Genomic DNA, 10,142 nt, shown 5'->3' with positions numbered 1-10,142 from the left:
ATGGGGAATGCAGGAGAAAATTCTTTTCCGCGGACGACGGAGCTGATGGAAGGGATTGACTATCTCATCCGGCAGGCAGTCAGAATGGGTAGACCGATTGCGATAAATATCAGTTGATATTGCACTTATTTTAGGAAATTTAATAACTGTTATATTTGATTATCAAATTCTTCGCAAACCCTTGAAAATACTAAGTTTGTAGCAAGTGAGCTTTCCCTTACTCTTTCCTTTGTGTTATATTCTCCCATTAGCTTTCATGAATCTTAATATGGGAAAAAATAAGGGAAAGAAAATTTCATAACACAGTATAACAATAACGACATGGTGAACTGATTGAAATGTTTTCGATATTTAACTCTATAACTGATTATTAAAAGAAAATAGAGATAAGATACGATGAGAACAATTTATGCATAATACAACATAAAACACGATAGTATTGATGTTTACACAAGTGTTGGATATATGCTTCGCATTGATTGCTGGGGAGCTGAAAAAGATTTAAAAACCACATATGGATCAGAATGTGCGCTTACTTCATTGGCTGTGGATGAGCCTTTAGAATATGCAAGATTATATCTCGATGGCAATTTACAGATGTGGATAGATTCAGAAGATTCACTTGAATTATAGAACAAGAATAACGGGTAGAAAACTTCTGATGCCCATTTTACAAGGGGGTCGAGTTTTTTATGTCTGCTGGAGTACTATTTTCGGGATAATGGCGAAAGGCTTTAGCGGTATAGTTAGAAGCACCGTTTCCATATTTTGTATTGGTTATGGTTTTTATATAATCGCTGGAATAATAGTCAATTGTAGAGCAAATGAAATAGACACAGGGGATTAAGGAAGAGTTGAAGGCAGATAAACAGATGGAATGGGTAGCAAATAAATACTATACAAGAGTGTGAAAAGGGAATTTTGAATAAGGAGATGATTTGGCAATAAGGTGCAGTAATCTGGTGGAAAGCAAGTCTGAAAATGGCTTGCTTTTTGCTTTACAATGTGGTTAGTTGATGTATATAATTATGATAAAGAGATAAAATTGATTTTTATATTTTGGTTCGATATTGTGATGCAGTTTTTCTATATTAAAAAATATACGAGGTTATAATGAAGAATAAAAGTTATGATTATATCTTTGGAAATGGAAAATTTAATACTTGGTTCAACATTATAGTTAGTATTATTAGTTGTTCAGCAATATCGTTTTGTTTAACCGAACTTTTGTTTTCCTTTGATTTTAAAGTGAGTTTTCAAAAAGCACTGATTTTTACCATACTTTTTGTGATTTTTTTATTATTGTTTTATTACTTTATAAAACAACGTACTTATAAACTATTCGATCAAAAAATAACATATGGATTTAGGGAACGAAAAATTTTGTATGCGGATATCCATTCATTAGTTTTTACACTATCCTCCAGACCTAAAGGAATATATGATATTGGACTGGGAGAACCATACCTATACATAAAAGAAAATGGGAAGAAAAAATATATATGCAATATTACAATTTATTTGGCATATCCAAGTGTTATACAAAAAAGATATGATATCAATATAAGCAATGGGCAGATAGGAATGTCTCCTGCCTACAGTTTTAACTGTTATGATATAAAAAGTATTTTCAATTTAATACATCATTCAAAAGCAAATATTTATGTGACGAAGAGTTTTCTTCTCTTTAATAATTGGACAATAAACAGATTTTGCAAAGAATACAATATCTCTATGGAAATGGTTCAGCTTATAAATGATGGAAACTAATGTAAAAAATTTGTATTGTATTGAACTTTAGAAAACCTTTTTATGAGAAAGGAAAGCATATGCAAGAATATTATAAAATATATTTTCCTTATTCCAAAGAATATTTATTGGAACAGATTAAGAAGACTACAAAACCATTATGTATTTCAAACCAGGCTTATAGAGATATGGCACTTGCAGCCTACAAAGAAGAGGATAATACCTTATGTATCGGATATGCAGCAGGAAGTATGACAGGCGGTGGCTGGGAAATGCTCCAGACACATATAAAAAGCTATGGGGGAGATGTAATGCTGGAAGGTACGTTTGTGCTTTTGCCATACATAAAAAAAGCTGCACTATTTTTTCTGCTCATAGTGATTTTATTTGCATTGTTTTTTTTCTCAGGGAGATTTATTGATTTTAACAGAATGTTTGATTTTATTTATGTTTCCATTATATCTGCTGTATAGGAATATTTCTAAGATAGGAAAATGTGAAGAAGGGCGACGGCTTGTTTTATTATATCTGGAAAAGGTGCTTCATGCAAATGTGGAAATATCCGTAGAGGAAGAATAAAGAAATGATAGGGGAAAACGAGAATGAAAAAGATTAATGAACAAACAAAAAGTTTTTTACTATACGGTATAGAAGATGTGATTAAGCCGAAAGAAATCTACAAATTAGATGGAGCAATCTTGTTTCTAGTATTTTTATTTTTCTTTTTATCTGAATCAGCTCCATCACCGTTTTTTTCAAAAGTATTTTTAGTTATTGTTTATCTTGGATTCGTGATTCTTAGTTTTTCAAGAACAGAAGTGACAGGGAAAAAGGTTTTTTGGATCATTGGAATACAAAGTCTGACGTTTTCTATTTTGTTCTGTTGGGCAGCAACTATCCTCATGCTGACAACTATGAAAGAAGAATATTATAAGAGGTATCTAACCATACTCGTTATCATTTACATACTGGTAATCGCTGCATACATTTTTCTTATAATAACTTTGATTAAAAAAGATATCTACAATCCATCTTCTTCCAAAAAGCTGGCTGGAGGATGGTGTATTACTAGTTTTGTATTGCTTGGAATGGGTGTCGCAAAAGTACTTAGTAGCAGCGTTGAATATACAGCCATGATTAGAATTGCAAGCCTTTGTTCCTATTTTTGTTCTTTGGGTTCTATCTTAGGAGTTTTTCACCTGGTAAAGTATTTTGCTGTCAAAAAATGGGAGGTTGAAAAATGAATATTTTTATGAAAAGAATATAGATGAAAATAATTATAGCATCCAGGAAGAAGGATGGCTGGGAATTTTATTTTTGGTTGGAACTATATTTTTCTCAGGATTACTTTTGTATGGTTTTATAGACGGACAGGCGGATTTTTCAGTTATAGTGGCGTATGGAATATTGATTGCTTTTTCTGGAATCTGTACCCTGCATTTGTTCCTGTGGAGAGTCAAGATAAATCATGATGTAATTGAATACCGGTCGTTTTTTGGAAAAAAATATTATAAATTTTCAGATATAACAAGAAGTGTACATAAAGAAAATGGTACATTGGAAATATATGCAGGGGACAAAATAATATTCAAATTTGATGAAAACATAAGCGCATCATTGTTTGCAAATAGTCTGTCTAAGCATAAAATTTCACAAGAAACATGGTTGAGTTGTAGAGATAAAAAGTGCATCATAAGACCAAAAGAAAGCCACTATGTTCTGCCAGGCATTTTCTTTTTATATTTGGTTTACAATAGTGTGATACTTGTATTCAATGCAAAAGAAACAGCTTTTGTTTTCCTTTTATTCTCTCTTGTACCGGGAGGTATATTTTTCTATTTTTTAATGGACAAAACAATTGTCAAGGATGGATGGCTATATAGAAATGGATTTTTAAGGAAGAACTGTAAAATAAGATTAACGGATATTACCCAGATGAAAAGAAAAAAGAATTTATTTGGAGAAGCTCTTATTTTATATAAAAATCAGAAAAAAATCGCTAAAATTTCTGCCCGAAATAGAAATGTGGACTGGCTGCAAGTAAAGATTGCAGAAATAAAAAAGGATAAGAAGAAATTAGAACGTAAAAAATGAAAAATGTGAATCATATAGGGAGATTGAGTTTATGGATAATGTCATTAGATTAAGTAAATTTGTAAAAAATTTAGGAATAGTAACAACAGTTCTTTTTTTAATAATCGTACTGGTAACATTTGTTACAGGAAATATGGGGGTTGCGATATGTTTTATGCCTTTTGTATTTTTAGGTATTGCTTTAATTTTGGCATACAAGAAACAAATAATTGTAGTAAATGAAGATGAAATTGTATTTAGCTATCTGGTTAAGAAAACTCAGCATATAAAATATAATGATATTCGTTGTATTTTAATGATTCCATTAAATGGTAGAACAGATGTCATATTAATTGATAAGATGTACAATAGACTTGTTACTCTGGAGCAAGTGTATGTAAATTATGATATTTTATATGATACACTTATAAAACATGAAATAGATCTTGTGGATTTTGGTGAGTTAGTTGAACAGAACAAAGATGTATCAAAGTATGTACCTGCTTTAAACTGGATAGAAAAGAATTTCTATAAATCTATATGTAATGAGAATACAACTATCAAAAATATGTCAAAAACAATAGAAAAAGAAAAGCGTAAAAAAACAAAGCAATTTTTAAAAGCTTTAGGTTGGATTCTAATAATTGCTGATGCGGTAGCATTTTTTATTGGTGGCAAAACAATGTTAGTTATATTTATAATGGTTTTGATGATTACATATGCAGTGTATATAAAATATTATCCATATATATTTATAGAAGTCACCACAAAAAAAGGACAAGAACTGGCGTATCAATTACCATTTATGGGTGCAGCAATAGCAATGCTTTTATCCCTGAATACGAGTAAACTCTTTAATTATGAATTTGGAAACTATATGAAGATTACGGCAATTATTACTGCTTTACTTGCACTGCCATTTATTATTAAATCTTTAAAAACAGATGTACCACAGAAATTTGGACGTAAACTTTCAGTTGTATTTGCTGCTTTTATAATCGCATTTACAATTAGCTTCCCAATAAATTTTTTATTTACATTTGATGGGGCAACTCATGAAATTGCAATTGTAACAGACAAAAAGATTAGCAGTGGTAAAACTAGAGATAGAGAGTTATATGTAAGTTGTAATGGTAAAAGAGAAATATATACTGTTTCAAACAGTGAATATGAAAATACATCAATAGGCGATAGTAAAAGAATTTGTAGAAGAAAAAGTGCATTAGGATTGGAATATAGTACGATACATGATTAATATTTATTTAAAGATAAGGAAGGAATATATAAGATGAAAATATTGTTAGCAGTAGTTGGAGGATTATTATTACTGATATTCCCTTTTATAGTTATGAAAAAAGCAAAAGTAACAAAAGAAGAAAATACTGATGAAGCAAGGAAAAAATTTAATGTGTTTCTCATTTGTATGATACCTGTTCCTCTAATAGGCTTCATATTTCTTTTAATAGGGCTTAGAAGTTTTTTATAAAATTAAATAAAGGAGAAAAATGTTAAAAAACAATGATATATCAATACCAGAAGCCTGCTATGCAGATTTATGTAAGGTGGGTTTTTTTGAAAGAAAACAGGTTAAATTAACAATTATATGGAATGAAAAAATAAGCAGAAATAAACAAATACTTACACTTAAGAAGTTATATCCTGAATTAAATAAAGTGTCTACAGTTGAAATCTATAAAATTACAAAAAAACGAAGAAATGGCAATTTGCAGAGATGGGATGGGGATTTGCTGTTGACTTTTCGCATAAAGCAGAAAAAGCGGGGATAAAAATATTGTTAGAAGAATAACTAAAAATCTTGCTAATGTATAAGTTAAGTAAAAAATAGAATGAAAAATAATCATATAGCAGAGGAGATTGGGTAATATGAAGGAACAAAAGAAATCTTCTTGGGGAGCGGTTCTGGTGTCATTTTTAAAGGAATTTCTATTAAACTCATTCGAAGCCCCAGGTCATCTTTATTATGATGAAAATTTAACTAATGAAGGAAAAAGAAAGAAAAATTATATTTGGAGGGTGCTTCTACTGGTGACTGCGGTAGGAGTAGCTTTGCTTCCTGTTATAGCTTGGAACATGTTTGTTCCAGATGTGCTATGGGCAAAAATAGTTACCGTTGTAGTGTGTGAAGGCTATGTTGTTTTTATAGTAAGTATGGAGATTATCCAAATAAAGGATGAGCTAAAGGAAGATATGTTAAAAATAGGGGGATATAAAATTACTCCCAAAGGAAGTATTTCCCTATTTAAAGAAATTGATTTTAAGATTGCTCAAACAGAGTATTCTTATACAATATTGATTTCTAAGAAACCTTTAAAATGGCTTTATAAGAAGTTTTATGTTACAATCTATGGAAGACATGGAAAAGTAAAAAAGATTGAATTGGTTCGAGCAGACAAAAAGTATTCTACGAAATATGAGACAATGAATGGTACAGTCTTAGAAAAGTTGCAAGAAGAAAATAATAGGTTTTTAAGGAAATGCTTAGGTACTCCCAGTAAAAAGAGTATGACAGGCGTCGAATATTATTATGAGTGGGGACAAATACAATCCTTCTATGATGATCGTTCTTGTCAAACAGGAATTGTAATTATGTTTTAAAATAAGGAATATTGTATCTCTTGCTTCCGTATGCAGAAAGATTACATCGGTACAGAGAAATGTGGTAGTGATACACCAAAGAACACAGGCGAAACCTTATATCTCGGTTCCACAAGTAGCGAATCTTTCAAAAGAGAGAGATGGGTAAAACTTCGCTGTTTATATAATAGTAGGGGACGATGTTTTATCCCCTGCTATTATACGTTTTTTAGCATGTTTTCACCAATATTGCTTGGTACCTAACCGATTTTTCAAATAACATCTGATTCCAAGATATACTCCCTGAGAAAGTACGAAAAGCAATAGAAGATTTACGGAAAGTGCTTTTTTAATTGCTTCTCCAAAATAAATGATGACAGCAGTACTTGTCAGTATCATCAGTAGAGTAATAACATCCCAACAGTTTTTCTTATATAATTCTATAACCTTTATTTCTATCAGTATCGCCAGTATCCCTGTCCCTGCCACACATATTCCGACAACCAATATCAGAAATAACCAATATACCATTCCGGCTATAAAAGGATTTGGAATTTTTGTGCTAATCTGTGCCACAGATTGCCCGGCATCAATTGTCCAACCGATAAAAGTTTGTAGGAATGACGCTGCATCATGGAAGAATGATTTACAATCGGAAAGGAACACATCGGACTGTACTGCCTGAAAAAGAGTGGTTGTCAGCGAATACCATGCAAGAAGGAACAAGGTTGTTTGGAACATTACCGTTTTTGCTTTATACTGTCCGGCAAGTCGCTCTTTTTGTGTTCCGTATTTCGCTTTTTCATTCTGATAGGCTGTCCGGTCACAGGATTCACATTTTTCATAGAGTACCGGCTTTTCTACCGGTATCTCTACGATTTTCTGATGTGTCCGGGCATAATCCCGTTGTTGTGTTAAACAGCGTATTTTATTTTGATATTCCCCGATCATGACGTTTGCGCTTCGCAGCTTCTCTTTCTCGTTCCGCAATGCTCTGTCTGCCAGCTTCAAGTCGTTCTTTAATGCTTGAATATTCCCGGCTCTGTTCTCTTTGTTTAATTTCTCGTTCAAGATCAGAGATTCGTTGAGCTGCGTCTTCAGTTCCACGATAAGCTGGTCTTTCTGTTCCAGTTCTTCTTGTATCTCCTCGGTCAGGAGCAGAAGCTCTTCCAACTGTTCGGCGTTCTTTAATTCTCTGGATTCGTTCATCTATATCACGTCCTTTCTCTATCTGCTGTTCCAGTTCAGCAATTCGGTGTTCTGTTTCAGTAATAAACTGTTTTCGCTGTTCAGCTTCTGTGCCAATTTCTGCCATTGCTGATTTTCGTTTTCCAAAAGTTCTATCTTCGTTTTCTGTTCTTTCATCTTGGAAAGCAGTTCCTCGGTATTTGGCAAAATGTTGAGCAGCCCGGATAACTCGCTGTTTAATTTTTGCAATTTCTGATTCTGTTCCTGCATAAGAGAGAGTTGGGTGTCCCGGTTCTGCATTTCCAGAATCATTTCTGCCATTAAGGTCTGCTGTTCTTCGATTTGCCCAATCATGGATTCCATTAAGGGTATAATTTCCCGGCTTTCTTCTAATGTCATTTAATCGCTCCTTCCATAATGATAATGCACCCGATACTTTCCCAAAGGTGTCCAGTATCTTTTGCAATAACGTGTTTTGTTGTTTTATGATTTGATTTTCCGCTACTTTCCACGAACCTTTTATTTCCTGCCCGGCAAGAAACTTTTGTTCAATCTTTCTTGCGTCAGCGCCTTCATGGATGGTAGGAATCTGGAGTTTTCCCTGTTTTTCATAAGAACGGTGATCGACCTGATTCTGCAAAGGCAGATGTTCATTACATACCTTTGCCCATTCACTCCGCCATAGTTCACAGTTTTTTGGATTGTTCCATCCAGTAGCATCGGTCAGCACCCGTTTCCATTGCAAGCGGTTTCTTGCACCAATCTTCTGGATTCCGTTTTCGTCTAATACAGGGATACGGATTCCATGACGGTCAGGGTTTTTCTTATCCTGCCACCAGTTCGGATGGGATTCATCAATCACGATATTTCCGTTTTTATCTCTGACAAATTCCCAATCCTTGACTTCTTTCTTTCCCCAAGAATGATCCGGGTTAAAAGGGCGCATAGTCAGAAGCAGATGGACATGAGGATTGCCATCCCCTTTGTCGTGGATACTCCAATCAGCGCACATTCCTTTATCCACAAATGTTTTTTGGATATAGTCGGCTGTATATTGAATCTGTTCTTGTCTGCTCCATTCTTTTGGAAGGGCAAATTCAAATGACCTGCCAAGTTGGGCATCCGCACTTTTTTCAATCTTCAATACCTCATTCCATAACCTCTGTTTTTGAAATGTGATTTTAAATTTTTTTATAGCAGCTTCTTTATCTTCTGACCTTTTGTATCGGACAGACTTTTGAAAGCGTTTTATATTTTCCTCTGGTACTATCTGCCATTCAGAAGGTGCGTTTTCGCACATCATCAGACTGGTGTAGACCACTTCTTTTTTAGAAGTGTAATAACTGATACTCCCGGTTTCTTCGTTTTTCATCACATCCCCATTGAGATATGCAGAAGCGGAGATAACAGATTTTCCTTTACTTCGTCCGACTATTTTGATTGTGTAATGAAAAATCGCCATGTCTGGATTCCTCCTTTCTGCACATCCGGCATAGATTTCCGGCAACATTGCTTTCAATTTTAGAAAAAGCAGCATTGCCGGAACGCCCTCTGCGTAAGAGTGCCCTGCGCATAGCAGTCTGCATGGAATGCGCCCCTCTGGCGAAGAGTGCCTCCTGCGGCATGAGCAGGTCTGGCTGAAAGCCCCGCCGACGGAACGAGCCCGGCAAGCGTGAGCGCAGACCGGTTGCCACTTGTGGCAAACTTATTGGGACGACCTCTGGTTGTCCATAAGTGCGCCCTTCATGAAAAAGCAATGAAGGGAATGAAAAACTCATCCCCTCCGCCATTACACTTCCTCCATATCGGTATTGGCTTCTTTCTGCATTGCCTTTGAGAAAAACTTCCCATTGGCTTCCTGCCTTTTCAGAAAACCAATCAGCTTTGGGATGTCTTCCTCCTCAATAGGTGCACCAAGAACGGATTCCACTGCACCGCCAATCTGACAGAGCCTATGGGTTCGTTTTTTACTTTCTTCGGCTTTCTTTCGTTTCAGAAGTTCTTTCTTCTGTGTTGCATATCTTTTCGCCTTTTCAAGGCTTTCCTGTTCCTTCTTTTCCATTTCAAGCATTCGTTCTTCATAACTTTTTGTTGATTTTGCCATGATTACATTCCCCTTTCTTTTGCAAACATAAGTTCTCGGTTGCGTATCAGAAGAAGCACATGGTATAATCTTCTTGCGTGTAGGTATATCATGGCTTCGGTCTGATAGAACCTTTGGCGGTTTCTTTGGAAGCCGCCTTTTTAATTTGCCGCAGTTCTTGTTACGGCTTTTACATTTCCTCTATCCCTCAAATCACGACCTTCATTCGCTTCCATAAACATTTCCAGAATATCGGTTTTAATCAGGACTTTGCGACCAACCTTTAATACTGGAAGTTTCTTCCATTCTACAAGCTGTCTTAAGGTATTTCTGCCGATTCCCGTATAATCAGCAGCTTCTTCGATGGATAATGCAATTTTTCTTTGCGTCATATAATCACGTATAATCCAGTTATCCTCTTATGAGGTTAATGGATTATTCTCCTTTCTCCCAT

13 protein-coding genes are annotated in these 10,142 nt (G+C 34.6%); 9 read left to right on the top strand and 4 right to left on the bottom strand.

Annotated features, from left to right (window positions below):
* The first annotated feature begins 423 nt into the window (after window positions 1-423).
* The 9 genes from DWW86_RS16645 to DWW86_RS16600 all read left to right on the top strand — a co-directional run bounded on the left by DWW86_RS16645 (window position 424) and on the right by DWW86_RS16600 (window position 6,438).
* Entirely contained in the window at window positions 424-633 is a 210-nt protein-coding gene (locus DWW86_RS16645) for a DUF6061 family protein (protein ID WP_176815408.1), read from the top strand.
* Window positions 634-1,113: 480 nt separating this feature from the next.
* The gene (locus DWW86_RS16640; protein ID WP_019161966.1) at window positions 1,114-1,770 is read left to right on the top strand and encodes a hypothetical protein; all 657 of its coding nucleotides are present in this window, start codon (window positions 1,114-1,116) and stop codon (window positions 1,768-1,770) included.
* Between the two features lie 59 nt (window positions 1,771-1,829).
* On the top strand, window positions 1,830-2,222 hold the full coding sequence (locus DWW86_RS16635) for a hypothetical protein (protein WP_235816074.1): 393 nt from the start codon (window positions 1,830-1,832) through the stop codon (window positions 2,220-2,222).
* Between the two features lie 129 nt (window positions 2,223-2,351).
* Entirely contained in the window at window positions 2,352-2,993 is a 642-nt protein-coding gene (locus DWW86_RS17480; RefSeq protein ID WP_029471593.1) for a hypothetical protein, read from the top strand.
* Window positions 2,983-3,843, top strand: a complete 861-nt coding sequence (locus tag DWW86_RS17475; RefSeq protein ID WP_235816073.1) for a DUF6560 family protein — start codon at window positions 2,983-2,985, stop codon at window positions 3,841-3,843. The genes DWW86_RS17480 and DWW86_RS17475 overlap by 11 nt, the downstream gene beginning before the upstream one ends.
* A 31-nt stretch (window positions 3,844-3,874) precedes the next feature.
* On the top strand, window positions 3,875-5,077 hold the full coding sequence (locus DWW86_RS16615) for a hypothetical protein (protein WP_005334774.1): 1,203 nt from the start codon (window positions 3,875-3,877) through the stop codon (window positions 5,075-5,077).
* Window positions 5,078-5,110: 33 nt separating this feature from the next.
* A complete protein-coding gene (locus tag DWW86_RS16610; protein ID WP_005334773.1) occupies window positions 5,111-5,308 on the top strand; it encodes a hypothetical protein in 198 nt (65 codons plus the stop codon).
* A gap of 19 nt (window positions 5,309-5,327) precedes the next feature.
* Complete coding sequence (locus tag DWW86_RS16605) at window positions 5,328-5,609, top strand: hypothetical protein (protein WP_005334771.1); 282 nt, start codon at window positions 5,328-5,330, stop codon at window positions 5,607-5,609.
* A gap of 97 nt (window positions 5,610-5,706) precedes the next feature.
* Complete coding sequence (locus DWW86_RS16600) at window positions 5,707-6,438, top strand: hypothetical protein (RefSeq protein ID WP_005334769.1); 732 nt, start codon at window positions 5,707-5,709, stop codon at window positions 6,436-6,438.
* Between the two features lie 219 nt (window positions 6,439-6,657).
* Here DWW86_RS16600 and DWW86_RS16590 read toward each other — a convergent pair whose 3' ends face one another.
* From DWW86_RS16590 to DWW86_RS16570, 4 genes are all read right to left on the bottom strand, one after another.
* Window positions 6,658-7,407: a DUF6040 family protein gene (locus tag DWW86_RS16590; protein WP_330411536.1), complete on the bottom strand. Its 750-nt coding sequence runs from the start codon at window positions 7,405-7,407 to the stop codon at window positions 6,658-6,660.
* Window positions 7,346-9,067 carry a MobA/MobL family protein gene (locus DWW86_RS16585; RefSeq protein WP_181985380.1) on the bottom strand — a complete coding sequence of 574 codons (1,722 nt, stop codon included), beginning with the start codon at window positions 9,065-9,067 and terminating at the stop codon, window positions 7,346-7,348. Before DWW86_RS16585 ends, DWW86_RS16590 begins: the two co-directional genes overlap by 62 nt.
* A gap of 327 nt (window positions 9,068-9,394) precedes the next feature.
* Complete coding sequence (locus DWW86_RS16575; RefSeq protein WP_072522126.1) at window positions 9,395-9,709, bottom strand: relaxasome subunit MobC; 315 nt, start codon at window positions 9,707-9,709, stop codon at window positions 9,395-9,397.
* A 140-nt stretch (window positions 9,710-9,849) separates the two neighbouring features.
* Complete coding sequence (locus DWW86_RS16570) at window positions 9,850-10,080, bottom strand: helix-turn-helix domain-containing protein (protein ID WP_004843519.1); 231 nt, start codon at window positions 10,078-10,080, stop codon at window positions 9,850-9,852.
* Between the last annotated feature and the right edge of the window lie 62 nt (window positions 10,081-10,142).

The sequence above is a fragment of the Ruminococcus sp. AF17-22AC genome (assembly GCF_003460065.1).
Classification (GTDB): domain Bacteria; phylum Bacillota; class Clostridia; order Lachnospirales; family Lachnospiraceae; genus Blautia_A.
This window is presented reverse-complemented; position numbering and strand designations above follow the sequence as displayed.

Excerpts from the sequence above, each read along its gene's own strand:
- DWW86_RS16605 (WP_005334771.1), top strand. The coding sequence starts at position 5,328 with ATGTTAAAAAACAATGATATATCAATACCAGAAGCCTGCTATGCAGAT.
- DWW86_RS17480 (WP_029471593.1), top strand. The coding sequence starts at position 2,352 with ATGAAAAAGATTAATGAACAAACAAAAAGTTTTTTACTATACGGTATA.
- DWW86_RS16570 (WP_004843519.1), bottom strand. The coding sequence starts at position 10,080 with ATGACGCAAAGAAAAATTGCATTATCCATCGAAGAAGCTGCTGATTAT.
- DWW86_RS16585 (WP_181985380.1), bottom strand. The coding sequence starts at position 9,067 with ATGGCGATTTTTCATTACACAATCAAAATAGTCGGACGAAGTAAAGGA.
- DWW86_RS16635 (WP_235816074.1), top strand. The coding sequence starts at position 1,830 with ATGCAAGAATATTATAAAATATATTTTCCTTATTCCAAAGAATATTTA.
- DWW86_RS16610 (WP_005334773.1), top strand. The coding sequence starts at position 5,111 with ATGAAAATATTGTTAGCAGTAGTTGGAGGATTATTATTACTGATATTC.
- DWW86_RS16640 (WP_019161966.1), top strand. The coding sequence starts at position 1,114 with ATGAAGAATAAAAGTTATGATTATATCTTTGGAAATGGAAAATTTAAT.
- DWW86_RS16615 (WP_005334774.1), top strand. The coding sequence starts at position 3,875 with ATGGATAATGTCATTAGATTAAGTAAATTTGTAAAAAATTTAGGAATA.
- DWW86_RS16575 (WP_072522126.1), bottom strand. The coding sequence starts at position 9,709 with ATGGCAAAATCAACAAAAAGTTATGAAGAACGAATGCTTGAAATGGAA.
- DWW86_RS16600 (WP_005334769.1), top strand. The coding sequence starts at position 5,707 with ATGAAGGAACAAAAGAAATCTTCTTGGGGAGCGGTTCTGGTGTCATTT.